At 53.6% G+C, this 25,688-nt stretch carries 18 protein-coding genes; 10 read left to right on the forward strand and 8 right to left on the reverse strand.

The window, feature by feature from the left end; genetic code table 11:
* The first annotated feature begins 6 nt into the window (after positions 1-6).
* The 3 genes from A7E48_RS08045 (at position 7) to A7E48_RS08055 (ending at position 3,528) form a co-directional block, all read left to right on the forward strand.
* Positions 7-834 carry a thermonuclease family protein gene (locus tag A7E48_RS08045; RefSeq protein ID WP_068171922.1) on the forward strand — a complete coding sequence of 276 codons (828 nt, stop codon included), beginning with the start codon at positions 7-9 and terminating at the stop codon, positions 832-834.
* Positions 835-940: 106 nt separating this feature from the next.
* Positions 941-2,389, forward strand: a complete 1,449-nt coding sequence (locus A7E48_RS08050; RefSeq protein WP_068171925.1) for an APC family permease — start codon at positions 941-943, stop codon at positions 2,387-2,389.
* 17 nt (positions 2,390-2,406) lie between these two features.
* Positions 2,407-3,528, forward strand: coding sequence for an aminotransferase class I/II-fold pyridoxal phosphate-dependent enzyme (locus A7E48_RS08055; protein ID WP_068171928.1), 1,122 nt, complete (start codon positions 2,407-2,409; stop codon positions 3,526-3,528).
* Positions 3,529-3,680: 152 nt separating this feature from the next.
* Here A7E48_RS08055 and A7E48_RS08060 read toward each other — a convergent pair whose 3' ends face one another.
* The 4 genes from A7E48_RS08060 to A7E48_RS08075 form a co-directional block, all read right to left on the reverse strand.
* Positions 3,681-4,313, reverse strand: coding sequence for a superoxide dismutase (locus tag A7E48_RS08060; RefSeq protein ID WP_068171930.1), 633 nt, complete (start codon positions 4,311-4,313; stop codon positions 3,681-3,683).
* 145 nt (positions 4,314-4,458) lie between these two features.
* A complete protein-coding gene (locus tag A7E48_RS08065) occupies positions 4,459-4,734 on the reverse strand; it encodes a hypothetical protein (RefSeq protein ID WP_068171933.1) in 276 nt (91 codons plus the stop codon).
* A gap of 724 nt (positions 4,735-5,458) precedes the next feature.
* Entirely contained in the window at positions 5,459-5,641 is a 183-nt protein-coding gene (locus A7E48_RS11610; protein ID WP_369796772.1) for a DoxX family protein, read from the reverse strand.
* Between the two features lie 300 nt (positions 5,642-5,941).
* Entirely contained in the window at positions 5,942-6,460 is a 519-nt protein-coding gene (locus A7E48_RS08075; protein WP_068171937.1) for a MarR family winged helix-turn-helix transcriptional regulator, read from the reverse strand.
* 255 nt (positions 6,461-6,715) lie between these two features.
* Here A7E48_RS08075 and nhaA (A7E48_RS08080) point away from each other — a divergent pair, with 255 nt between their 5' ends.
* Both nhaA (A7E48_RS08080) and nhaA (A7E48_RS08085) read left to right on the forward strand, forming a co-directional pair.
* Positions 6,716-8,050 carry a Na+/H+ antiporter NhaA gene (nhaA, locus tag A7E48_RS08080; protein ID WP_068171941.1) on the forward strand — a complete coding sequence of 445 codons (1,335 nt, stop codon included), beginning with the start codon at positions 6,716-6,718 and terminating at the stop codon, positions 8,048-8,050.
* A gap of 167 nt (positions 8,051-8,217) precedes the next feature.
* Positions 8,218-9,576: a Na+/H+ antiporter NhaA gene (nhaA, locus tag A7E48_RS08085; protein WP_068171944.1), complete on the forward strand. Its 1,359-nt coding sequence runs from the start codon at positions 8,218-8,220 to the stop codon at positions 9,574-9,576.
* A gap of 89 nt (positions 9,577-9,665) precedes the next feature.
* Here the strand turns inward: nhaA (A7E48_RS08085) and A7E48_RS08090 are convergent, their stop codons facing one another.
* Together A7E48_RS08090 and lysX are read right to left on the reverse strand one after the other, a co-directional pair.
* Positions 9,666-10,391, reverse strand: coding sequence for a hypothetical protein (locus A7E48_RS08090; RefSeq protein WP_068171957.1), 726 nt, complete (start codon positions 10,389-10,391; stop codon positions 9,666-9,668).
* Positions 10,392-10,393: 2 nt separating this feature from the next.
* Positions 10,394-13,756: a bifunctional lysylphosphatidylglycerol synthetase/lysine--tRNA ligase LysX gene (gene lysX / locus A7E48_RS08095; protein ID WP_083147306.1), complete on the reverse strand. Its 3,363-nt coding sequence runs from the start codon at positions 13,754-13,756 to the stop codon at positions 10,394-10,396.
* Positions 13,757-13,912: 156 nt separating this feature from the next.
* Between lysX and A7E48_RS08100 the strand changes: the two genes are divergently transcribed.
* Positions 13,913-15,085 (forward strand): esterase family protein, encoded by a 1,173-nt coding sequence (locus A7E48_RS08100; protein WP_068171959.1) that lies wholly within the window; start codon positions 13,913-13,915, stop codon positions 15,083-15,085.
* Between the two features lie 374 nt (positions 15,086-15,459).
* On the opposite strand, the gene A7E48_RS11410 is transcribed toward A7E48_RS08100, so the two are convergent.
* The gene (locus A7E48_RS11410) at positions 15,460-17,118 is read right to left on the reverse strand and encodes a GH25 family lysozyme (RefSeq protein ID WP_068171962.1); all 1,659 of its coding nucleotides are present in this window, start codon (positions 17,116-17,118) and stop codon (positions 15,460-15,462) included.
* Positions 17,119-17,446: 328 nt separating this feature from the next.
* On the opposite strand from A7E48_RS11410, the gene A7E48_RS08110 reads away from it, so the two are divergent.
* The 3 genes from A7E48_RS08110 to A7E48_RS08120 all read left to right on the forward strand — a co-directional run bounded on the left by A7E48_RS08110 (position 17,447) and on the right by A7E48_RS08120 (position 22,149).
* Positions 17,447-19,984 (forward strand): S-layer homology domain-containing protein, encoded by a 2,538-nt coding sequence (locus tag A7E48_RS08110; protein ID WP_068171965.1) that lies wholly within the window; start codon positions 17,447-17,449, stop codon positions 19,982-19,984.
* A gap of 149 nt (positions 19,985-20,133) precedes the next feature.
* Positions 20,134-21,597 carry a TIGR01777 family oxidoreductase gene (locus A7E48_RS08115; RefSeq protein WP_068171970.1) on the forward strand — a complete coding sequence of 488 codons (1,464 nt, stop codon included), beginning with the start codon at positions 20,134-20,136 and terminating at the stop codon, positions 21,595-21,597.
* Positions 21,598-21,615: 18 nt separating this feature from the next.
* The gene (locus A7E48_RS08120; RefSeq protein WP_068171972.1) at positions 21,616-22,149 is read left to right on the forward strand and encodes a PLD nuclease N-terminal domain-containing protein; all 534 of its coding nucleotides are present in this window, start codon (positions 21,616-21,618) and stop codon (positions 22,147-22,149) included.
* 164 nt (positions 22,150-22,313) lie between these two features.
* Here A7E48_RS08120 and A7E48_RS08125 read toward each other — a convergent pair whose 3' ends face one another.
* Positions 22,314-24,773, reverse strand: a complete 2,460-nt coding sequence (locus tag A7E48_RS08125) for an MDR family MFS transporter (RefSeq protein ID WP_369796773.1) — start codon at positions 24,771-24,773, stop codon at positions 22,314-22,316.
* Between the two features lie 281 nt (positions 24,774-25,054).
* Between A7E48_RS08125 and A7E48_RS08130 the strand changes: the two genes are divergently transcribed.
* Positions 25,055-25,567 (forward strand): ferritin, encoded by a 513-nt coding sequence (locus tag A7E48_RS08130; RefSeq protein ID WP_068171975.1) that lies wholly within the window; start codon positions 25,055-25,057, stop codon positions 25,565-25,567.
* Positions 25,568-25,688: the final 121 nt, after the last annotated feature.

The raw sequence follows: 25,688 nt of genomic DNA on the forward strand, positions 1-25,688 counted from the left end.
TTCTTCATGAAGGTTTCCCCTCTTCTCGTTGCGCTAGGTGTTTCGGCCGTTGCGCTGACCGGTTGTTCGTCTGCGCAGGAGTCGTCGGCCCCTGTTTCCTCTCAGGCAAAGAGCCACTATCAGGACGGACAGAAAGCAACCGTAAAGTCGGTTGATACCGGTAATACAGTTACCGTTGAGATTGACGGCAAGTCCGAGCAGGTGCGTCTCTTGAACGTAGTCGCGCCGTCGGAGAATAATAACGTTCTTTCGGGGTCTTGCATGGTGCAAGAATCTAAGGATTTTTTGGCGTCTAAGCTTCCTGTCGGACAGGAAGTTACGCTGAATTTTGACGACGCTCAGGTGGGTACCTCTGGCTTCCTCGATGCCGCGGTACTGGTAGGCGAAGATCTCGTCAATGCTGAGGTAACTGGCGCTGGTATGGCAGCGACTACTTTCGCTACGCAGAAGGATGAGTTCTATCCGAAGGTGTCTGAGGCGCAGCAGCAAGCGGCGAAAGATGGCAAGGGGATTTACTCCACTGATACGGAGTGCACCGTTCCTCATGCGTTGAAGGACGCCATCGATCAGGTGAAGTCCGCTGGAGATAAGTCTAATGAGGACGAGCGCAAGGTGGTCTACCAAAAAGCCTCTGCCCTGTATAATTCGCTCGATGAATCAGAGTCCGCTCCTGCCAGTTATCTCGGCTCGATTGTGACTCTAGATGCTGTACAGAAGCAGATGGAAGATTTGCGTACCGCTCTAGGTGACAATTACTACGATGAGACAGGGCTTTCTCAGGCGGAGAAGCAATCCGCATCAGCTAGCGCAACGGCGCGCCCTGGCAGCAACTAGTCTGCCGATAGGTGCATAACAAGACGGCACGAGTTACAACCCCACGCTGTATATAATCGCGTGGTATTGTATATCTATTCTTGTTATTCCGCCCAAGGAGTTTGCGTTGGCAACTATCGCGCAACGGCTACTGAGCCGTAAATCCATCAGTGAAGATATTGGCATTGACGATGCTCACGGCAAACCCGGCTTAGTACGTAATATCGGCTTGCCCCAGCTAGTCTCCTTGGGCGTGGGCGCAACTATCGGTACCGGTATTTTCTTTATTTTTTCCGAGACCGTTCCCATGGCAGGGCCTGCCACCATTGTCTCGTTCATTATTGCCGGGGTTGTGGCTGGTTTGACTGCTCTATGTTACGCAGAAATGGCAGGAGCGGTGCCGGTTGCGGGATCATCCTATTCCTATGCGTATGCAACCATGGGCGAAGGTGTAGCTGTTCTGATTGGTGCCTGCCTCCTACTGGAGTACGGTGTTTCCGCCGCGGCAGTTGCCGTTGGCTGGTCCCAGTACATCAATGAACTGTGCAGTAATCTCTTCGGATTTGTTCTGCCCGAGGCGCTCTCGTATGCGCCTGAAGAAGGCGGCATTATCAACTTACCCGCCGTCGTCTTGGTGCTGGGTTGTGGGCTTTTGCTCTCTCGCGGTGCGCGCGAATCGACCACCGCAAACGCCATTATGGTAGGTATCAAGCTTGTAGTGTTGCTTCTGTTTATTGCGATTGGTATTCAGGGCTGGAACTCTGACCATTTTGCTGGTTTCTGGGACGCCGGTGCACAGGGAATTCTGGGTGCGGCAGGCGTTGTGTTCTTTACCTTTGTCGGTTTGGATGCCGTCTCCACCGCAGGTGCTGAAGCTAAGAATCCACGCCGCAACATGCCGCTGGCGATTATTCTCTCGCTGATTATTGTGACTACTTTCTACGTGGCAGTAGCTATTGTGGCTATCGCCGCGCAACCCACTGAGGCGTTTGAGGGTCAAGAAGCTGGTTTAGCACAGATCATGACCGATATTACCGGTTCAACGATTTTCTCGACGGTACTCTCAGCAGGCGCTGTTATCTCCATTATTTCGGTTACTTTGGTAGTAATTTACGGTCAGACCCGAATCCTCTACTCCATGTCTAATGACGGTCTGATTCCACCCGTCTTCCAGAAAGTCAATCCTCAATCAAACACGCCGGTCATCAATACGTGGATTGTATCCGTGGTGGTAGCTGTTCTTGCGGGTGTTATTCCCATCAACTTCCTGGCTGAGATGACTTCCATCGGCACCCTGCTCGCCTTCTTGGTTGTTTCTATTGGCGTGATGATTCTGCGCCGCACTCACCCGAACCTGCCTCGCTCTTTCAAGGTGCCCCTCTACCCCGTCATTCCAATCCTTTCAGTTTTGGGCTGTGTAGTGATTATTAGCCGTCTGCAGATAGTGACTCTGGTTGTCTGCGCCATCTGGATTGCCGTCGCCTTTGTCTACTACGCCTTCTACGGCTTCAAGCACTCTAAGCTCGGTCAATTGATTGACCAGGGTGTGGATACTACCTCGAATACAGTCGTCTAAGTTTTCAAGGATTCATCATGCAGATAGCTCCCTTTGGGGTTGAGTTGTGGCTCAACGAATTTGAAGATTCCGCTCGGTTGAATCTCGCTGAAACTTCTATTTCGGCGCTGTCACTGCGGGAGTTTTTTGAACTCACCGGTTTGGGAGATTCTGCTTTGGACGAGCTTCTAGACGCGCGGCTCAGCTACGGGGCGATTCCCGGTAGTGAGCGCATCCGCAAGGCAATTTCGGGGCTGTACGAAAATGTAACCCCCGATCGGGTGACGTTAGCACATGGCACTATTGGCGCTAATCATCTGGCACATTTAGTGCTGACCGACGCCGGGGATCACGTGATTTCATTCAGCCCTTCGTACGATCAGCATGCAGCGATTGCCGAGTCCATTGGCGCTGAGGTAACGGTTCTACCGCTACTTCCAGAGAACGGTTACTTGCCGAATCTGCAGGAGTTGCGGGAGGCCGTCCGCCCCTCCACCAAGCTCATCTGCCTCACTAACCCCAACAACCCCACCGGCACACTGATGGACGCCGCCATGATGGCGGAGGTCGTAGGTATTGCCCGCTCGGTAGACGCTTACATTCTCTGCGATGAGGTCTATCGCGGGGTAGAAGCCCCCGGTGTGGAGCCTGTCCCCTCTGTGGCAGATTTGTATGAAAAGGGCATCGCTACCAGCGGACTTTCTAAAGCCTTTTCGCTACCCGGCCTGCGCGTAGGTTGGGCTGTGATCCCCAAAAATTTGAAAGCACAGTTTGCCGATCAACGCGACTACTCAATTATTTCGGTAGGCGTTTTGGATGATTTACTGGGCGCGCTAGCTATCGAACATCACGAAGTGCTCTTAAAACGCTCTCGCAGCATCCTCAACCGCAACCGCGCCGTCGTCGAGCAGTGGTTAGAGAACGAACCGCGAGCAAGCTGGGTGAAACCCGACGCCGGGTCAGCGGCTTTGTTGAAGATTGAGGCGCCGGTGGACGACCGTACGTTTGCTATCGGACTGTTGGAACAAACCGGGGTGCTGTTAACTCCCGGTTCTGCCTTTGGAGTACCCGAACACTACCGCCTGGGGTACACCTGCTCGGAAGAAACTCTACGCGAGGGGCTGGCGGAAATTAGTGGTTACCTGGATCAGCTCGGCTAACGAACCAGTACCCGCTGACCGGCGTAGTGTGTTTTGACCAGATACTCGTGGTCAAAACACACTACGCCGGTCAGAACTCATAAGACTCAACAAAAAATCCCCGCCCCTCTTAATCAATGAGAGGGGCGGGGATTCTTGCTATGCGCTCAGGCTTATGCCTCAGAAATAATCAGACCCTTGGTCTGTGAGGTTGCGCGTGCAAAGCGCTCCTGAACATCTGCCCAGTTGACGATGTTCCAGAAAGCCTTGACGTAATCGCCCTTAACGTTCTGGTAATCCAGGTAGAAAGCGTGCTCCCACATATCCAGCTGCAGAACGGGAATCAGACCAACGGAGATGTTGCCCTGCTGATCGTAAAGCTGCTCGATAACGAGGCGCTTACCCACGGTGTCCCATGCGAGGATTGCCCAGCCGGAACCCTGGATGGTGGTTGCTACGTTGGTGAAGTGCTCACGGAAGCCATCGAATGAACCGAAGAATTCGTCGATTGCTGCTGCGAGTTCACCGGTAGGCTTGTCGCCGCCCTCAGGTGAAAGGTTGGTCCAGAAAACCGAGTGGTTGGTGTGGCCACCGAGGTTAAATGCAAGGTCCTTGGAGAGCTTGCCGATGTTTGCGAAGTCGCCCTTTTCACGAGCTTCTTCCATCTTCTCGATAGCGGTGTTAGCGCCTGCAACGTAGGTTGCGTGGTGCTTGTCGTGGTGCAGTTCCATGATGCGAGCCGAAATGTGGGGCCCTAGAGCTGCGTAATCGTAAGGAAGATCAGGAAGTACGTACTTCTCAGCCATGAGGAGTTACCTTTCTATAGCGGAAAACTTTCATTACTAAGTTTACGCATCATCGTGAGAGTTGTCGCCTTTTCGTAACAAACTTTCACGCACCGCTAAGATGCGGGCAACCTCCTCATAAACTTCTCCCAGTTCTCTCCGACGTCTACCCTGCCTCTTCTGATGTGAGGTAGTTTCTTAGTTTTTCTCGACGCCGGTTGGCAAGAATTTGCGCGAGGGCGGGGAGGATTAGAACCAGTAGGGCGGTTTCCACCACCAGAGTTCCAGAAAATACAAAGATTTGGGCGCCGGGGTCTAAGACCTGATGGAAGAGGTGCATCGTGCCTTTGGAAAAGAGGTGAAGCGGAATAACGAAGAAGGAGATGAAAGTGCCTAAGAACCAGCTGGGCACAAACACAAGAATTGCCCAGCGCAGTTGCATGAACCAACGTTTGAGGTTTTCCCAGCGTCAGCGCGCCGTGCGGAGCCGGTAGGGCGAGATACCATCTTCCACCAAGGGTTTTTCTACCCCTTAAGTGGATTAAGTGCAGAAAGTTATCCACAGGCGGTGGATAACTCTGTGGGAAAATCGAACACTTTGAATTTAAGGCAAACAAGACGTCTCAAAAGAGCGACTTTTCCGGGATTTTTTCTTCAAAGTATTAGTTGGGACACCAAATATATGTTCGATAATGACACATGTGTAAGTTTTCCACGCTGTGCATAACTTCTGTGGATAAGCCTGAAAATATCCTCAGAACCGCTTATTCTCGCGGTTTTTCAATTGGCTTCCCCACAGATAGTTTTCGTTTTCCCCACTTTAAGTGGATATTGTTCACAGAGTTATCCACAGGTGTGGATAATAAACACCGTACGCGCTTCGGCACCCCTGCGCACGTTTTCCGATTCCCCTCATCGGGGTGAAAAATTTCCCTAGAAACCGGGATTTTAGGTTTTTCCACCGTACCCTGTCCTTAAAAACCTTAACCCTGCTTCCGAGATAATCACACCTGTGTAAGTTTTCCACGCTGTGTATAACTTCTGTGGATAACAAAAATCGCCCGCATCCTGAGGATACGGGCGATTGAAAAAGGGGATTTATGCGCGTACAGCTTTTCTGCGACCAAATAGTGCGTCTACCGCGTATGCGCCAGACCCAGTCAGAGCTAACGCAAGAGCACAAGCGCCGAGCAGCAATACGAATTCAAAGCCGCCATTTGCCGCGAAAAACCAGCAGATCCATGTACGAGAGCAATCGCACCCAGCATATCCAGCGCAAAGAGGATGCCGACGATGCGGGTAGCAACGCCAATCATCAACAGGACGCCGCCGATAAGTTCGAGCCACATGATGGCCGGTGCCATGAGCTCGGGGCGGACACGCCCATCTGAATGAATGACTCAGTGGTTCCCGCAAGAGTTCACTCATTGAGTTTTTACCAGCCGTGCATGAAAAAAGTTACGCCTAGAACAACGCGCAAGATAAGAAGTCCGAGGGATATTGAGGAGTTATTTCATTGAGTCATATCTTCATCTCATCAACAAACTAATTTACGTGTCAACTAATTTTAAGGTGCACTATACCACCTCACACAAAACGCCCTTGGTGAAAGAATCTTCACCAAGGGCGCTCTGACCAGTAAAAACGGGTTAGTCGATGATAGTTGAGTTACTCAGATTGATGACCTCAGAAGGCTTTGCACCCAGCACCGATTCGCCAATTCGTGCAAGCTGTTTAATCTGACGCAAACCCAGGTGAGAGAAAATCTGCTTGCGCACTTCCTGCACATGCCCAGGCGCAGCTTCTGCCACCTTTTTCAGCCCCTCTTCTTTGAGGTGGCAGATAGATACCCGGCGATCCTTGGAATACACAGAACGTTCCACGAAGCCGTCCTTTTCCAAACGGCTCACCACCCGCGAAAGGCGGGGAAGAAGAGTGCTGGTCTGGCGAGCCAGCTCGGTCATGGTCAATGCGTGTTTAGGAGATTCAGAAAGCATGGCGAGAACCATATATTCAACAAAACTTAAGTCAGAATCGCGCTGAAGCTGATTTTCTAACTGACCAGGCAAGCTGAAGAACACGCTCGTCAGAAAGAGCCAACCCTCACGCTCTTCCTCACTCAACCAGGGAAAATCTTCATGTTCCTGTGTTGGGTTCTCTGCGCTCATGGTCGCTCCGTTTCAATTTTTGTTGATACGTAAATAGTTTTTGCCCCTTTAATCTTAGAACTATCACGGTGGGATAAGGAACTTTTGTGAGCAAAATATAAGCGATGATAGGCGATTTTTAGGAATATGGTAGTCTGTTTCACTGGTGTGCAGGGAAGTCTGGTCTGCCTACTCCGTTTTCTACAGTGCGGCTTCAAAACTATGATTCCACTAGTCAGAGCTGAGTAGCCGTTCTTTCTTCAACCCTGGAGCGCTATGTCAAACGCTATTTTGTCCCGTGGTTCGCACCGTGAGACCACCCGCATCACCGAAATTCTCCGCAAAGAGTCCGTTGGTGGATTCATTTTATTAGGGGCAACAGTTGTCGCCCTTATCCTGGCGAACTCGCCGTTGCAGAGCTTCTACTTCGGACTTCGCGATACCTACCTAGGGCAAGACATCGGCGATTTTCACCTCAAACTCTCGCTTGGTCATTGGGCAGCCGACGGTCTATTGGCAGTCTTCTTCTTTCTCGCCGGTTTAGAACTGAAAAAAGAGTTTGTGGTGGGAGACCTTCGCAACCCCGGTAAAGCTCTGGTACCCGTTCTGGCGGCAGCAGGTGGAGTGGCAGTTCCAGCCGTGTTATATGCACTCATCAACCTGAATTCCAGTAGCGAAGCCCTGGGTGGCTGGGCGATTCCTGCAGCCACCGACATCGCGTTTGCCGTTGCAGTTTTGGCAGTCATCGGCACGCATCTCCCCGCCGCCCTGCGCACCTTCCTGCTCACCCTGGCAGTGGTCGATGATCTCATAGCCATCGTGATTATTGCCCTCTTTTATTCTTCTGACCTCAAGATTCATTACCTACTCTGGGCACTCATTCCCCTGGTGGTCTACGCCCTGATCGCCCGCCTAGGTGAGCGCCATTTCCACCTCAACCCCGCGTCGTCCTGGTTTATTCTGCTCCCCCTGGGCGGTGTGGTTTGGGCGCTGTTCCTCAACTCGGGAATTCACGCCACCATCGCCGGAGTGGTACTGGCATTTCTGATTCCGGTGCGTCCTAACCGCCATACAGAACAGGCGGGCGCTCATGCAGGTTTAGCGGAGGTGATGGAACATCGGGTTCGCCCCATTTCTGCAGGGTTCTGTGTTCCAGTTTTCGCGTTCTTCTCTGCGGGAGTGGCTATAGGTGGTTGGAACGGCTTCACCGAAGCACTCAGCCAGCCCATTGCCGTTGGAATCATGGTAGCGCTAGTCTGCGGCAAGGTCATCGGAATTACAGGCGCAACCTGGCTCATTACCCGCCTGGGCAAAGTAAACCTTGACCCCGACCTCAAATGGATTGACGTGCTCGGTCTTGCCTCTCTGGGAGGAATCGGATTCACCGTGTCACTCCTCATCGCAGAGCTATCTTTCGGCATCGGCTCCAGCTATAACGATTACGCCAAAATCGCGATTCTCACTGCCTCCGTACTCGCGGCAATCCTCGGCTCGCTTATTCTCAGCTCCCGCAATCGCCACTTCAAAAAGATTGAAGAGAAAGAAAAAATCGATCAGAACGATGACGGCGTACCCGACGTCTTTACAGACGACGGCGCAAAATCTCACTAACGCAATACCTCCCGAGGTGCGGGGAAAGATGTCCACCATCCGATATTCTCCCGCACCTCAAATCCTTCCCCTTGCTGAATTCAGTACAGTAGACGTTAGATAAACCTGAAATACCCGGCAGCGATTTTCCAATCGAACCAACTCAGCAGAAGGGTGTACGCACGCATATGTCTAGCTCCCCAGCTTCTCCTCAGCCCACAAACAGCACGCTATCGCGCGGAAGTTACGCTGAATCAACCCGTATCTCAGAGATATTGCGTAAAGAGTCGCTGGGCGGTTTTGTTCTGCTGGGCGCGACTATTCTGGCAATCGTCTTCTCCAATACTCCTGCCCGAGACCTATATTTTGGAGTGCGCGATTTTGAGCTAGGTTTCAACGTACCCTTCTTCCACCACCTCATGATGACCGTGAGTCAGTGGGCGGCAGATGGTTTGCTCGTAGTTTTCTTCTTCCTCACCGGTCTGGAACTAAAAAAAGAATTCGTGATTGGCGACCTCAGGGACCCCGGGCGCGCCATCGTTCCTATCGCCGCAGCGTTTGGCGGCGCGGCTCTTCCTGCAATCATCTACTTTGCAATCAATGCTTCCCAACCTGAGGCTGTTCACGGGTGGGCAATTCCTGCAGCTACCGATATTGCCTTCGCCGTAGCTGTTATTACTGCCGTCGGATCCTATATCCCCGCCGCTCTACGGACGTTCTTGCTGACCTTGGCAGTGGTAGATGACCTTATCGCGATTTTCATCATCGCAATTTTCTACACCAACAGCTTCAAGCCCTGGTACCTGATTGCGGCCATCATTCCAATTTTGCTTTACATCTGGTTCGCCTATAAAAAGGAAAAGCTCTTCCACGAAAAGCCCTGGACGGCGTGGGCGATTCTCCTCCCCCTCGGCCTCATCACCTGGGCGCTCTTCCTCGAATCCGGTATTCACGCGACCATCTCGGGCGTCGTCCTAGGCTTCTGTGTTCCGGTGAAATACACCGAGCAAGCACGCAAGGCAGACGCCTGGGCGGGGCTGGCGGAAGTTCTTGAGCACCGTCTGCGCCCGCTTTCCACGCTCATTTGTGTACCAATTTTTGCGTTCTTCTCAGCCGGTGTTTACATCGGTGGATGGAACGGGCTCAGCACCGCGCTGACCGACTCTGTTGCATTAGGCATTATGTTTGGCCTGGTATTCGGCAAAACTATTGGTATTACGCTTACCACGTGGCTAGTTACCCGCTTGCGCAACGCAAACTTGGACCCCGACATCAAGTGGGTCGACGTCATCAGTATGGCAGTGACCGCCGGTATCGGATTTACCGTTTCGCTGCTGGTTGCCGAACTGTCCTTTGAAACCGGTTCCCACCATACGGAGAACGCCAAGGTCGGCATTCTCGTGGGATCCGTGACGGCGGCAGTAGTGGGTGGCTTCCTGCTTTCCCTGCGCAATAAGCATTACAAGAATGTGGAGTTGCGCGAGAGCTTAGATGAGAATGCCGACGGCGTTCCCGACGTCTTCTCCGACGATTCAGGACGTCGGTAAACCCATAAATCCCGACCAAGTGACCGTCTGAGCTCGTTTTGACCACATGTACATGGTCAAAACACGCTCAGGCGGTCATTCGTTTCTCCCTAGACATGCAAGAACGGGAGAAGAGCAAAGCGAGTAGCGGGAAACAGAATCACGTCCAGAAGGAACGCCCCTCCCAACGCCACGCACAGCACCGGCAACACATACCGTAGCGCCGCCCCGAACCGCTCGCGCACGAAAGCCAGCGCCTTAGAGAAGAGCGCTTCTTTCCCTGCAATCAGTGCAATCACAAAGAATGTGAGCGGGAACTGGGAAAGAAGAGACCACAGCACAAGCCCCACGCATTGAGCCCATAAAGGCTGTGACGCCGACGCCGCCACGAAAGCGGCAAACGGTACGTCGGTGGTCACCACCAGAATGAAAATTAGCGCGAAAACAACCAGTCCTGAGGCGCTACGGTTTTTAGCAGGTTTCTCAGTTTCGCTGTTCGTTCCACGGCGCAATTGATACAGACGAAAGAGTCCGTAGCCCAGCAACCCCAGTCCGATAATTAACTTGCCCAGTAGCGTCCACACGCCGGCGTTAAGAATGGCGTGAAAAATCTGGTGCCAGGGCAATCGGGCAATAAAATCCCCAAAAACTAGACTCAGAAAAAGTCCCCACGTGGTAACGCCCAGCAGAATAAGCAAACTGAAACCAAGCACCGTGCGTCGTCCCGAACGATTCCCGTTTTTAGCGAGAAAGTAAAGCGCCACGAACAGTGGAGCGGGGTCAAAGCCCGCTAACCCTAGGGGAAAAACGAGCGAGAAGTAGCGCGCTAAATCCATGCTTAGCGCACCGCAGGTTTAACGAACGGGAAGCTCAGCACGCCGCGAATCTGGGTTCCGGTCATCAGCATGACCAGACGATCCACACCGATTCCCAAACCACCTGTGGGAGGTAATCCGGTTTCTAGTGCGTAGAGGAAGTCCTCATCAATTTCCATTGCCTCGGGGTCGCCCGCTGCGGCCTTGAGGGATTGTTCGGTGAGGCGACGTCGCTGTTCCAACGCATCCGCCATTTCTGAGTAAGCGGTACCCAGCTCCATACCGTTAATGACTAAGTCCCACCGCTCAGCGAGTCCCTCCTCCGACCGATGCGGGCCAGCGAGCGGGGAGGTTTCCACGGGGAAATCCTTGTAGAAAGTGGGGAAGATGGTATTCGCTTCTACCAGTTCGCCGTAGAGTTCTTCGATGATGGCGCCAGCTCCCATGTCGTCCCGAACATAGATTTCGTTTTCGCGTGCTAGCTTCAACAGCACCTCAAAATCGGTATCGAGGGAGATTTCCCTTCCAACCGCCTCGCTGAGAGCACCGCACACGGTTTTCACCGGCCACGAACCCGAGACGTCGGTAAGAACGCGCTCATCAGCGCCCTTCTCCCCCAGTGGCAACGATTCGGTGCCGAAGACCGAGCGGGCAGCGTTTTTGATGAGCGATTCGGTAATTTCGCGCATCCCGTTGTAATCGGAGAACGGTTTATACGCCTCCAACACGGTGAATTCGGGGTTGTGGGTGGCGTCGGCGCCCTCGTTGCGGAAGTCTCGCCCCAACTCGTAGACCGCGCCCATGTCGCCTACAACCAGGCGCTTGAGATATAGCTCGGGGGCTATACGTAGGTAAAGTTCGGCACCGTAGGCATTGATGAAGGTCTTGAAGGGGCGTGCGGAAGCCCCACCGTGGATTGAGTTCAAGATAGGGGTTTCAACCTCGGTAAAGGCTTCTCCGTCCAGAGTCGCACGAATCGAGGTAATGATTGACGTGCGCATCTTCAAGAACTCCCGTTGTTGCGGGTTCACAATGAGGTCTGTGGAACGACGGCGCAAGCGCGCTTCAGGGTCTTTGAAGTTTTCGAAGGGGATGGCGTGCAAGGACTTCGCGCCCATAAACCAGCTAGATGCCAAGAGGGAGGCGGTTCCGTTTTTAGAACGTCCCAACGCCCCTTCGAAGACCAGGATGTCGCCCGTATCCGCGTTGTGGCGTAGCAAGTCAAGATCGGCACCGGAGGCTTCAAATCGTCCTCTCTCACATACCACCTGCACGGTGGTAGCGCCGTCGATGAGCTCCACAAAAACGACCGAACCGAAGGAGCGGATAGCGCGAGCGCGTCCAGCCACCGATAGCCGTTCTCTTGTAGATGCACCACTTACTGCAGCGTTCTCAAACGTGGCTATCTTTTCTGCCAACTGCGCGGGGGTGAGCTGAGTAGAAATGCCTAGTGGGTAGGGGTTCATCCCCGCCTCGCGGAGCTGTTTCATGTGGCGGATGCGGTGCTTGCTTTGATCGTTGAAGCGGTGTTCTACCGGTGCCGGCGCCACCGTATGCCGTTCGACTTCGAGCGCTTGTTTGAGCTGTTCGTCGGTGAGGCTACCGCCGGTGGATGTTTTGCGGCTGAGCCATTCGGGCAGGAATCCTTCTGCAATTCCCGAAGCAATCGCTACCGAAGGCAGGGTCACAATCGACTCGGCAGCGAGGTATCGAGGTTGCCAGAAGGGATCAAATTTCTGGTTGAAGCGGTAAAGGCGTTCAAGTTGGAGGTAGCGGTCGAGAAATCCAAGGGTGGAGGACGCCGCGCGCGTCCAGGGGCTTGCACCAAAGTGGTCGGCCTCTACGAAGGTTTTACGGAACATAGCGAAGTTGAGGGAAACTTCTTTGATACCGACTTCGCTCGCCTGTTCCATGAGCTGGGCAACCATGAATTCCACAACCCCATTGGGGGCTTGCGGCGAACGTCGCATGATGTCTAGTGAGATGCCGCGGCGTCCCCAGGGCACAAAGGAGAGGATACCGACGATCGTCCCCTGAGGGTCATGAGCTGTCACCAGGGTGCTTCTGCCATCGGCAGGGTCGCCCAAACGGTTCAGCGCCATCGAGAATCCGCGTTCGGTTTCACCGTGGCGCCAGGAGTCAATGTCTGCGATAATTTCTTGCATCCGTTCGGCAGATAGGTTGCAATGCTGTTGGATGCGCACCTCGTAACCTTCAGATTCGAGACGGCGAGCTGCCTGGCGGACGTCGGTCAGCGAGGTGTTATTGAGGGAGAAACGATCGGGGTAAAGGATTGCTTCATCGCCCATATAGGTAATGGATAGCCCTGCGGCAGCATAGGCTTTGGCGCCTTCTTCGCTCACGCTCATGGCGCCGAGGTTCCAGCCGTAGGTGCGGGCATACTGGGTGAAGTTGGCGATAGCTGATGCCCAGGACGACGGCGCACCCACCGGGTCACCCGATGCAAGGCACACCGAGCGGATGAGTCGGTAGGTTACCGCTGCTTTGCGGTCATCGGAGAAAACGATGAGCTTGTCGCGGCGGGTTGCGAAGTAAGAAAGCGAGTCATTAGCGCCGTAGGCGTGTACCAGCTCGCGCAGTTCCAGCTCGGTTTCGGGCGTCCATACGTTTTTCTCCGGCGGATTGCGCAGAACCATCAAAATAAAGAGAAGAACGCACGCGGCGTAGCTGAGTTCCATCATCTCTTGAAAAATTTTGCTGAGAAAGTACTGTTCCGGGTGGTGGCCCGGGAGGTGTAGCCCTATCCCGGAAAGCAAATAGTCAAGAGCGTTTCGCCAAGCGTCTCCGGATCCGTGGCTTGCCTGAATGTTCCCAAAGACTCCAGCAAGAAGTATGGTAACACCCAAGCCAATGAGCGTTACTACGATAGCGCCTGACCAGTTTCTTCGCCCTAGCCGAGCAGGGAAGGCGTGGCGGGCGTGGAACAGGAAGAAGATGGAGACAATACCCACCACGATAGAGAGAATATCAAGGATGGGGTTGTAAGAATGAAGTAACGTTTTGAGTATATTTTCGGAGGAAAACACCTTGGCTACTAAAGGTATACTCGCCAAGACTCCTAAGATTTCGAAAGTTACTACGGCGTTCAGTGCAGCTCTGCGACGTTTCACCAGGTTTACGGTAATAAGAGCCATTACAATCACCGAGACCAAAGACCGGCTGACCGGCACGTTGAGGTAGGTAAACGTGAGCTCCCACCAGGTAGACGAACGCCCTCGGTGAAGCGGGGAGAGAATCCAAGACATCAGAGTCAGAGCAGTTCCAAAAGAATAAATGCCGATGACCCAGCGGGCTATTATTTCGTCACTCTCTTTGAAGCGACTCCATCGTGATGAAGCATATGATGTGGAGCGTTTAGCGTGCATAGTTTCTCTCTATAATTTCCCAGTGAGTTCAGCAATACTTCCCGACGATGAGAGTGTCTGCTGATACTTTGGTTGCGCTTTGGGGGCAAGCTAGTACCTGTATAAATAAAATACCCTTATTTGCTAAATAAAACACTTGGTGAAAGTGAGCCGCACGTGCAACCTACAGATTCTCTGTTCATCTGGCTGGTGGTTGCTGTCACCGCCCTGGTTCTCATTGGCACCATTGTGGGCGTTCCGCGGTTGTGGAAGAGGGGCTGGACTAAGTACGTGGTGCAGGGTGTCTCGGTTATCTTGACGGCCCTGCTGTTGTTGCTTACCGCCGTCGTCATCCTTAACAAAGAGAACAGCTGGTATCCCTCCTGGGGTTCCCTAACCGGCAATCCGGCGGATGAGACGGTTGTCCAGAAAGAATTTGGTGCCAGCCCCGAGAGCAAGGCAACCGCGCATACTCATTCCGCAGTGTTGCATCAGCCCAGCGAACTTCAGGCAGATATTCACAACAATCCTGTGCTTGGCGCGCACATCCCCGCCGATACTTCGCAGGGGGCTTACATCCCTTTCACCCTCGATGGGCAGGTTAGCGGCGAAACCTACAACGTGTTGGTGTGGCTTCCGGCATCCTATTTCCAGGATAAGAACCGTTTTTTCCCGGTCATTATGGCATTCCCCGGCTACCCGGGTAGCCCGCAAACCTACGTGAGCGATCTGCAGATGGGCCAGCGAATCAACGACGCCGTTGCAACAGGAGATATGCAGGACGCCGTGGTGGTTATTCCCGACGTCATGCCCGGCACTACGGATACCGAGTGCGTTGACGGCACTCAGGGCGGCAAAAATTCCCCTGCCCACCACACAGAAACCTTTATTGCTCAGGATTTAGTGGGGTGGATTCAGCAGAATCTGCGCACTATTGATGAGCCAGGGGCTTGGGCAACCAGCGGGTATTCGGCAGGTGGGTGGTGCTCTTCTATGATTGCGGTGCGCCACCCTGATATTTTTGGTGCTTCGCTTAACCAGTCGGGCTATTTCGCCCCGATTTACTCCAATGGTCAGCAGCGGAATAACCAAAACGATTCCCGCTATTTATTAGCGGAACGGGTCAAAGAGGATAAGCCGAATGTGAATATCTACTTCTTCGCCAGCGACGACGACCCGCTAGCAATGGAGGATTTGCCGGGATTCGTCGCGGCAGTTACCCCGCCGACTTCGGTGGTAGTGGAAACTATTAGGACCGGCGGACATCGTGCTGATGTGTGGAAGATTGGAATTGATTTAGGTTTGAAACATTTGGGTCAAGATCTCAAATATTTCGCTCCCCTGACATAAAGGATTATTTTCTTCCAAAACTATCCACCCATAAGTAGAACGGTTTTATAGCCTGCTGATTAGTCTATATTTTTTAGACTCTAAAGAATCACTCTCTTTTTCGGCGCCATCCGACCACTAACCGGTTTTCTTCGCTTTGTTTTACATGATACTAACTCTAGTATTTATGGTATAGATAACACTTTTTCTACCCACCGTTTTTAGAGAAATTTAGGAATCCCTTATGAAAATCACACCCGCCCCCGCTTTCTCGCCGTGCCCGCTTAGGATATAGCTTTCTTAATTGCTCAAAAAAATACACAGTTCCGGTAAAAATACATGCTAAAGAATGTATTTTTACCGGAACTGTGTATTTTTTAGTTCTCGTTTAGGCTTTATGCAATACGCGAGTAACGGTAAATAAATGCCGCCATTGCTGCTCGACTAATCGCGTCTTCTGCTCGGAAAGTGCCGTCGGACCAACCAGTAGTAATCTGACTTGATGCCAACCAGCTAATTTCCTTATAGAACGGGTGAGAGGTCGGGACATCCTTAAAGGCAGAGCTTGCCGTTGGAGCGTAAGAAGGTGAACCTGCTAAGCGATAGAGGAAAGCGCCCATAGCGGCACGGCTGATGTTCTCATCAGGGCGGAAAGTACCATCAGCCCAGCCGGTAGTAATACCGGATGCCGCTAGCCAGCTAATTTCCTTATAGAACGGGTGCGAGGTGGGAACGTCCTTGAATCGAGACTTTGCCGGAGGAGTATATGCAGGTGAACCCGACAGACGGTAGAGGAAGGCAGCCATTGCCGCACGGCTATTGCTCTCGTCAGGTCGGTAAGTGCGATCAGCCCAGCCAGTAGAGATGCCGGCATTAGCTAACCACGTGATTTCCCTATAGAACGGATGAGAGGTAGGGACGTCGCGGAAAGTCATGGTTGCGGTAGCAGGCGCGCCCTTGGGCTTATAGGTGGGCACTGTGACAAAGTTCCGAAGGTCGCTCAAAGTTCCGTTGAAAACATTGGAGTCGCCACTAAAGGGGCCGTCATCTGTGTATTGCCAGATGTCATAGTTAGTCCAGCCGCTGGGCATCGCGCCGGGGGTAGAACTGTAGCTTGCTAGGTGTAGGGGTAGGTAGTTGAAGAGGGTGGAATTGCCGGTGCAGGTATTCCACCAGTTCGCGGTGGAGTACACAGCTGGGTAACGCCCCGTAATACGGCGGTATTCATCAACGAAAGATTGAATCCATGCACGCATTTGAGCTGGCGAGAGGTCGTAGCACATATTACCCAGCTGAGAATAAGGGTTGTACTCAATATCGAGCAGACCGGGCAAGGTGCGCCCGTCAGCACTCCACCCGCCGCCGTTAGCGATAAAGTAGCGCGCCTGCTCTGCGCCGGTGGATTCGAGAGTAGGAATAGCAAAGTGGTAGCCACCGCGCATCATTCCGGCCTCTGTGGAACCTACATACTGGTTAGAGAAGGACGGCGAGGCGTAGCTATCACCTTCGGTCGCTTTAATATAGGCGAATCGTGCACCTTTAGAGTACTCGCCATCCCAGTCGACGATAGGTTGCCAGCCGGAGACGTCCATACCCAACACGCCAGAGCCGGTGGGGCTGATGGCTACTGCGGCGGCGCCGGAGGTCACTTTTTCCTTCGACTGCTCGGTGGCGTCGGATAGTGCAGAGTCAAACTCGTGAGCGCTCACTGCAACATCCTTTCCGTCCTGAGCAGCTTTAATCTCTTGCTGCGCCTCTTTGAGAGAAGCCTCAGAAAGATTAGCAGTTTGAGACATTTTTTTGAGACCTTGACCCATCGTAGCGCCCGGGTTGCCATCGCCGGTGACGGGCGGAGCCGCCTCGAGCTGGGCAGGTTTCAGGACGTCGGATTCAGGGAGTGCTTCTTGCACCTGGCTAGTTTCTGAACCATTAGTCAGTGTGGATAAGTCTTGGGTTGTCGCTGGAGCAGCCTGCGCGGGAATGCTGGTAGCAAGCAGGGCGAACGCTACAGAGAGAGCTGTTGAACGGATAGCTATGCGGGGGATATTGAACATAAATCTTTTCACAGTATAGGGAAGGGGAATGGGGAGTTTTGAGGAAGAAACCATGGGGTTAATCGCGCAAATTACTTGCCGACGAAATGATTGTCGGTTCTTCCGCCTACAAATATAACCATGTTTGAGGGCAAAAATTAAGAGGTTTTTCGGTTTTAAAGCGAGAAAGAATAATGACTTTTCACTCATTTACTCATATCAAAAGGTCTTTCCTTTTTGGGTTCCGCGGATTCTCAGGAATTTTTGTGAGCCGTTCATTTCAGATTCACTCTCACCGGCTACTCTGTGAAGTGGAATAAAACACACATTTCATCCTAAGGATTCAACCGTGACTTCTCGCTTGAACCACGCCGGTGCTGCTGGCGCACTTTCCCTGGCCCTCGTCGTCATCCCCCTCACCTGCTTGCCCGCACAGGCAGCAGACGGAACGCGTGAGCTACAACTGCTGAATATCAATGACTTTCACGGTCGCATCAGCATGGATATTGGGCTCGGGTTAGCTAACACCGTTCAGCAGCAGCGCGCCGAAAACTCCAATTCAGTGTTGCTTTCGGCAGGCGACAACGTCTCCGCTTCGCTCTACGTCTCTAGCGTGCAGGACGACGAACCCACCATCTCCTACCTCAACGCTCTGGGCTTGAAGGCGAGCGCCGCGGGAAACCATGAGTTTGACAGAGGTCTGGCTGATTTGCAGAACCGTATTTCTCAGTCTGCAGATTTTCCCATTTTGGGCGCTAACGTTACCGATAAAGCAACCGGCAAACCAGCTCTAGAACCTTTTACGATTGTGACCAGCCCTGACGGCACAAAAATCGGCGTCATTGGAACCGTAACCGCCGAAACTCCGCAACTCACCGACCCTTCAGCCCTTGCCAGCGTGAATTTCGGGGACACCGTAGCGGCAACTAACAAGTATGCAGACCAGCTCTCTGATGGTAACGAGGCTAACGGCGAAGCGGACGTCATTGTGGCGGAATACCACCAGGGTGTAGATGTTTCCAATCTGAATGATCCGATTGTTGCTAACACTTCGCCGAAGGTAGACGCGATTTTCACCGGTCACACTCACCAGGAATACGTGATGGATGCACCGGTTCCTGGCGAGGCAGGTAAAACTCGTCCCGTTATTCAGACCGGCAATTATGGCGATAACCTGGGTGATGTCACCCTCTCCCTTGATTCTCAGAACAACGTTCTGGGTTACACCAGCACGCTGCATAAGCGCGCGGTATCCCCTACTCCGGAGGAAATTGCTGCCGATCCGGTACTGACCCAGACGAACAAAATCCTTACCGATGCTAACGCTTACGCTGCTAAGAAGGGCAATGAAAAGATTGCCACTCTAAAAGATAAAATCACTACCGGTTGGGATCCCGCTAAAGCCGCTAACCGCGGTGGTTTTGACCAGCGCGACCGCGAATCTACGATGGGTCACTTGGTAGCGGATATGTACCTGGCGGCGGCGAATTCGACCGGCCGCACCCCCGCCGATATCGGCATTGTGAACCCCGGCGGTTTGCGCGATGAATTCCCCAACGGCCTGCGTACTTCACTCTCTACTGCTGTAGGAGATTTGAAGGTTGCCGACGCCGTCGCGGTGACTCCCTTTGCCAATAACTTGTGGACGACCGAGCTCACCGGCGCTCAGCTCAAGCAGGTTCTCGAGGAACAGTGGCAGCAGGATGCCGCCGGCAACATGGCGGCGCGCCCCTACTTGCAGCTTGGTTTGTCTAAGAACGTTACATACACCTATTCAGGTGCTGCAGATGCTCCTGGCTACGCTCAGCGTGGCAATCATATTCAGCAGATTTTTGTGGATGGTAAGGAAGTTCAGGATTCTGATACTTTCATCGTTGCCGTTCCCTCTTTCTTGCTTGGTGGTGGCGATAATTTCATCACACTGTCCAAGGGCATCAATGCTAAAGACACCGCGCTGGTTGATTCCGACGCTTTTGTGAATTACTTGCGCGAGCAGGGCACTGTTTCGGCTCGTTATGAGAAGCAGGGCGTACGCGTGGAGAACGTTGCGAAATCCTACGGCCTAGCAGGAAAACTTACTTTCGACGTCTCTAATCTTGCGACTCAGAGCTACGGTGTGCCTGCGCTTTCCTCGCTTGATGTAGCTGTGGACGGCGTAAAAATCGGCACTGTACCGGTACAGGACGGCGCCGCTAAGGTAGATCTCTCGTTAGCTGGACACAAATTTTCTGCAGGTCAGCACGAAGTTACCCTCACCGACCCCACCGGCGTAGTGGGTACCCAGGTGCGTACTACCGTTGAGCTGGCAGGTACTTCTGCTTCTGAATTTAGCGACGTCACCCCCGATTACCAGTTCTATAATGAGATCACGTGGCTAGCTAACACGGGGATTACTACCGGCTGGGAAGATGGTACGTTCCGCCCCCACGAACAAACCGAGCGTGCCGCTATGGCAGCGTTCTTCTACCGCGCAGCGGGTTCACCGGAATATACTGCTCCGGCAACCTCTAAGTTCACCGATGTAAAACCGGGCGATCCTTTCTATAAAGAGATTTCCTGGCTCGCCGATCAGGGCATCACCACCGGTTGGGACGACGGCACGTTCCGCCCGCACGAGAAGATTCAGCGTGGAGCTATGGCAGCGTTCTTCTACCGTTTTGCAGACAAGCCCTACTATGTTGCTCCCAGCCATTCGCAGTTCAGCGACCTCACCCCGCAGAGCCCTTTCTATAAGGAGATTAGCTGGATGTATACACGAGGCATTGCAACTGGCTGGAACGACGGCACGTTCCGCCCGGCAGATCCCATTAACCGCGACGCTACCGCTGCATTCTTCTACCGCTATTCCCAGCATGTAGGTACCAACTTTGGCGCAAAAGTAAAGTAAGTAGCCTAAAACTCGCTGGTTGCGCCGTCCGTGAGCCGCCGGATTCGCCCTTATGTAGGGGAGAGTCCGGCGGTTTATTTTATGTTTTGCCTACTCGTAAGGGTACTGAGTGATACTGTGAAGTAAAATATCCCGATAGGAAAGACCTCATGGCCCAGTATTCTCACTTATCAACCGTCAATTTTCCGTTAGAGACAGTGCTTCAGTGGCATCGCCGCCCCGGCGCCCTCACCCGCTTGACGCCTCACTGGGCAGGGTCTGTAGAAAAAGAAGCACAGTCACTAGAACCAGGAAACACCTCGGTGGTGCAAGCAGCAGTACCAGGTACCCGTGGACTTCTCACTCAAAAATGGGTGAGCGAACAGACCGCTCTTTCAGAAGATTCCTTTGCCGATCGCATGGTTTCCGGGCCGTTGAAATCATGGGAACACACCCACGATTTTCTCACCACCTCGAACCAAACCATTATTCGGGACACCGTAGATTTTGAAGCACTCCCCCATGCGCAGAACACCCCGGTCTCTCCCGCGCTCAAGACTCTGCCCCGATCGGTAGCTCACCGTGCGACGTCGTTGCTCGGCACCGCGCTCAAGAAGACTGAGCCTTTGGCGCAACGGCGAATCACAAACTTTGTGGAAGCTATGTTCAACGAGCGCAATCGCAGGCTTGAAGCCGATCTTCTCTTCCACGACCGCTATGACTCTGAACCGCAAACCGTGGTGATTTCCGGTGCATCTGGCATGGTGGGCACGCAGGTACGCGCACTTCTCACCGGCGGCGGACACACTGTGCGGACGCTTGTGCGCCAGGAACCTTCTTCGCCCAACGAGTTTGCTTGGGATCCAGACCAGGGCACCATCGATCTCGCGGCGTTCGACGGCGCAGACGCCGTCATTCACCTCGGCGGAGCATCCATTAACACGCGCTTCACCGAAAAGAACAAAAAGAAAATTCTCGAATCCCGTCAAAAATCCACCACTTTACTAGCGGAAACATTGGCAAAGCTGGCTCCGACCGGTGGACCGCGTGCCTTTATCTGTGCTTCAGCTATTGGCTACTACGGCTCATCGCGTGCAGGAGAATTGCTGCGTGAAGAGTCTGCGGCTGGCGACGATTTCCTTGCCGAAGTATGTCAGGTATGGGAAGCCGCCTGCGAGCCAGCGCGTGCCTCCGGAATCCGCGTGGTGAACGTGCGCACCGGCGTCGTCCAAAGTGCCCTGGGTGGAGCCCTGCGGCTACAGCTCCCCCTCTTCCTCACCGGGACAGGCGGTGCCGTAGGTAAGGGCGAAAATATGCAAAGCTGGGTGTCGCTCGATGACATTGCGGGCATCTATGTACACGCCGTGCTCACGGACAGTCTCGAAGGTCCGGTCAACGCCGTCGCCCCCACCCCCGTTACCGCTAAAAAGTTGGCAAAGACCGTGGGGCAAGCGGTACATCGCCCGGTTGTTCTGCCCATTCCTCGCCTGGGGCCTCAACTTCTGCTCAAAAAACAGGGTGCCGACGAACTAGCTCTCGCAGACCAAAACGTGAGCTGTTCCAAGCTCGAACAAAGCGGTTACACGTTCTTCGAAACAGACTTGCTCACCGCTTTACGGCACGAGTTGGGCTAAACCGCTAGGGTAGATGGCATGACTCATGTTGCCGCTACCAACCTGCCGCCGGAGATGCTGAGCTGGGCTATCCTTATCGCCGTTTTTGCATCTTTGGCACTGGCACTTTTCTGCGTTTTTACGATTCACCGCAATCCTTACTTCAATGAGCTGCAGAAAATTGGGTGGCTACTGCTGGCGCTCGGACTACCTATTTTTGGCCCCATAGCGTGGTTTTCGCGAGCGCACCATGAGAAAAAGGTGCGTTCCAATCCGGAGAAGTACGGAGTGCAGGAGAGTCCTTCGGTATCTGATTATGCGGCTAAGCTCGTGCCCGTTCACGGCGATAAATCCTCGGACTCTTTTAGCACATACACCGCTAGTTCGGGTGCCTCCCAGAGTGGTTCTGTATCTGCCGGGGTTGCATCTCTTACAGGGTCGCAGACGCGCGGAAAGACCACCCGTTTTGCCCCCAGTAGCGACTTCGCGCAGCAGACAGAGACGGCGGATTCGGCATCCAACCCTCACCTTTCTGAGGGCGAGGACGGCGGACCGCGCGTCCTGCGGTTTTAGTTGCTCAAACCGTTTGTACCAGCTAACTCACCACGTACCAGCTAAATGACCAGTACGGTGCTATCTAACTGGTACAAACCCGCCGCTCCGCCTCTACACACAAAAAGAAGCAGCCACCGGACACTCTCATGAGTCCGGTGGCTGCTTCAGTCAGTGATTACCGCTTAGCGGTTGCGACGACGTCGCAGCACCGAGAACAGCACCCCACCACTTGCAAGAGCGGCAGCTGAAATGCCTGCTGCGGGCAACCATTTCTTAAGAGGTGACTGGTCTACCGGCAGATCGCGACGGCGGTTGGTTGAATCTGCAAGCAGGGCTTCAGCGGTGGGCTGGGTAGTCCGGGTGAATCCTGCAGGAGTTTCGGTTTCTTCAATAGCGGCGGTGTGGCGCGGCTGAGCGTGCTTCACGGGCTCTCCTGATTCATTGGCTTCTGTTGCGCGAATTTCGCCGTGTTTTCCCACGCGCTGGTTCGCTGTGTCTACAGTAGCTTCATCAGTGGAGAGTGCACCAGAGTGAGCCTCTGATTCGTTGTTTGTTACGGAATCTTTGGCTTTATCTGCGTCGGTTGCTGCTGCAATCACCTGCACGGGAAGGGCCCCGGTGGAGGCATCTTTTACCTGGCTATGGAGAACTGCGCCTTCGCGGTCTAGGTCGCGCTGTTTATCAGCGTTCTCGGCTGCGGCTTCATCTGCGGCGTCGGCGCTTTCTTGAAGACCGGAGACGTTACGTAGCGGCGGAACCTTGAAGAACAGGGTTAGAACGAATGCCGCAAGGATTACACCCAAGCCCACGCGGTAGACAGCGAGAGTTGACTCGTTGAAGCCTTCCATGAAGGGGCGAGTCAGGCGAGCATCTGCACCGTTGAGGTAGGAAGTGTCTGAGGTTGAAGCTGAGGCATCAGAATTGGTGTCTTCTGAGTCAGCTTTGTTAGCGACTTCTTCTGCCATCTTGGGTGCGAGTTGGTCTACCCAGTAGCCGCGCTCGGCGTCGTCAGACCAGTCCACTGCGAGCTTGCCGTCGATTACGCTGGCGTGTGCCTGTTCTGCCGCAGAGTTCAAAGCCTGGGCGCGAACCTCAGCAGGGGCGCCTGCCGGAATCTTCGAGTTGATCTGTTCGGTAGCGCCGTCGAGCTGCGTCTGAATATTGGATTTCACGGGGTTCACGATGTTGTTCCACATCTGATCCATGACGCCCTGGTTTGCAGGTGCGGTTGCCACGGTGGGGTTGAGTGCGGCGTCGAGACCGTTACGCAGGTCCCCTTCGTTGCTCATGGCGTGGGTGATGTTGGTGGGCATGACCGAGAACAGAATGGAGAGCAGAATCGCGGTACCCATGGTGCCGCCAATCTGGCGGAAGAAGGTAGCGGCCGAGGTTGCTACGCCCATGTAGGACGGCGCGACGGCGTTCTGTGCTGCCAGGGTAAGGGACTGCATGAGCTGACCGAGGCCCAGTCCGATGATGAACATGCCGATCATCAAGAACCAGAGGGGGCGGTCAATGGTCATGAAGGTCAGGTAGAAGTAGCCACATGCCACCAGGAAAGTACCGGTAATCGGGAAGATGCGGTAGGAGCCGGTCTTTGAAACCAAGATACCGGAGACGATCGAGGAGAGCATGATGCCCGCCATCATGGGCAGAGTTGCAAAGCCTGATTCGGTGGGAGTCAGGCCAAGAACAATCTGCAAGAACAGCGGAATGGTCATCATGGCACCGAACATGCCAAAACCTACGAGGGTGCCCAAAATGGTTGCCATCGAGAACGGCTTGGAGCGGAAGAGACGCAGCGGAATAATCGCGTCGTTGCCCATGCGGGATTCAGTGAGGATGAAGGCAAGCAAGCCCACAGCAGAGACGACGTAGCAGGTAATCGAGGTTGCCGAAGCCCAGCCCCATTCACGGCCCTGTTCAGCTACGAGGAGCAAGGGTACCAGTGCCACAACGACGAAGGTCGCACCCCACCAGTCTACGCGAGGCTTTGCTTTTGCTTCACCAAAGGAGGGTAGGTGGAGGAATTTCCACACCATAGCGAGGGCTACGAGGCCAATGGGAACATTCACGAGGAATACCCAGCGCCAGCCAGTGATCCAGAAGATGCTGTCTGCGCCTGCAAAGAGTCCGCCAACCAGTGGGCCAATGACCGATGAGATACCGAAGATAGCTAAGAAGTAGCCCTGATATTTAGCGCGTTCGCGAGGTGCGAGCATGTCACCCATGATTGCCATGGGCAAGGACATCAGCGCGCCTGCACCGATTCCCTGGAAAGCACGGAATGCTGCGAGCATTGCCATAGAAGTAGAGAAAGTGGAGAGCAAAGAACCCAGGATGAATACGATGATGCCGAAGATGTAGAGCGGGCGTCGTCCGTACATGTCGGAGAGCTTGCCGTAGATGGGGGTGGTGATGGTGGAGGTGATCATGTAGGCGGTGGTAACCCATGCCTGCTGTTCAAGTCCGTGGAGGTCGTCACCAATAGTTCGGATTGCGGTGGAGACGATTGTTTGATCAAGCGATGATAGGAACATGCCGGCCATAAGGCCGATGATGACGAGCATGATCTGACGGTGCGTCATGACCGGAGTCTTAGACGCTTCCGCAGAACGAACTTCTGTTGTTGCTGTTGCCAAGTAAAAACCTTCTGGTGAATGAATCCTTGTTGGATTCGAACCGATGAGAGTAAGGCGGTTGCTTAGATTTTCTCGGTAGCTATCAGATGCGATAGCACGTGGGAATAGGTAAGCGAACGAAACTATATTACTTACAGTTCTGCAAAAATTGCACTTCTGCAAACTTATTTTTGCTAAATGTGATGAACGAGCTATGACAAGCCCCTTCACCGACTCCCGCCCGGCGTCATGGTCCGTAAATAATGGTGACAACGCCTGCCCCGGGAGGTAAATTTTTAAATATGCAGATGAATAAAGAACTAGAGAAAAAATTCCAAGATCAAATCACCCTCGAATTCGCCGCGTCCATGGTTTACCGCCAGCTCGCTATCGAAGCTGACGAGCAGGATCTACCGGGCATGAGCGAATGGTTGCGCCGTCAGGCTGATGAGGAAATTGTTCACGCGAACAAGTTCATTCAGCACCTTTCCGACCGCGGTAACCACTCCAATATTGGCGCTATCCCCGCCCACACTATTAAGCAGGGCCTTTCCGCCGCCGAGATTTTTGAGGCAGCGCTGGCGCACGAGCAGAAAGTTTCGGCGTCCATTCGCGATCTTTACCGCGAGGCAGACCAGGCTGGCGACTTCGACTCCCGCCCTCTTTTGAACTGGTTTATTAATGAACAGATTGAAGAGGAAGCTACTGTTTCGGAGATTCTTGCGCAGATTAAGATGGTGGGCGACGACGGCTCGGGGCTGTTGCGCCTGGACGATTCGCTGGGCAAGCGCCCCAATGAAGGTACCGAGGCATAAAAGCTTGCGCGGACGAGATATGCCCCGGAGCCCAAATTTTCTTGAGAGCTTCGGGGCTTTCTTCCAGCGAATAAGCAATTTATCGAGCGGAACCGCTCACAATACCCTATGCAGGTTTTCT

The sequence above is a fragment of the Rothia sp. ND6WE1A genome (assembly GCF_001683935.1).
GTDB classification, from domain to species: Bacteria; Actinomycetota; Actinomycetes; order Actinomycetales; family Micrococcaceae; genus Rothia; species Rothia amarae.